This is a genomic window from Halomonas sp. ND22Bw, assembly GCF_003011945.1.
Taxonomy (GTDB): domain Bacteria; phylum Pseudomonadota; class Gammaproteobacteria; order Pseudomonadales; family Halomonadaceae; genus Halomonas; species Halomonas halophila.
This window is the reverse complement of record NZ_PXWD01000857.1, coordinates 1-272: the sequence shown is the minus strand read 5'-3', so window position 1 is coordinate 272 and position 272 is coordinate 1. Positions and strand designations below refer to the sequence as shown.

1 pseudogene is annotated in these 272 nt (G+C 75.7%); it reads right to left on the bottom strand.

Features of this window, described 5'->3' with window-relative positions:
• Window positions 1–272: pseudogene (locus CVH10_RS26025) on the bottom strand (hypothetical protein); the annotation flags it as partial.

Below are 272 nucleotides of genomic sequence, written 5' to 3'. Positions count from 1 at the left end.
GGATCGGCGCATCGAGGCGCAGGACCACGCGGGCGGGCTGCGCCCCACGGCCCGCCCGCGCCAGGTCCTCGCTGCCCGGAATGGGATGGAGCGGCACCGGCCCGAGGGGGGCGTCGCCGAAATCCAGGGCCTCGCGGATGCGGCGGCGCTCGGCTTCGCCGATCTGCCGGAGGGTGGTGAAGCGCCAGGCCGGATCGCTCGCCACGAGGACGATGCCGCGCGCATCAGTGACGAAGACCGCATCCTCGGCTGCGCGCCAGCCCGCCTCGACG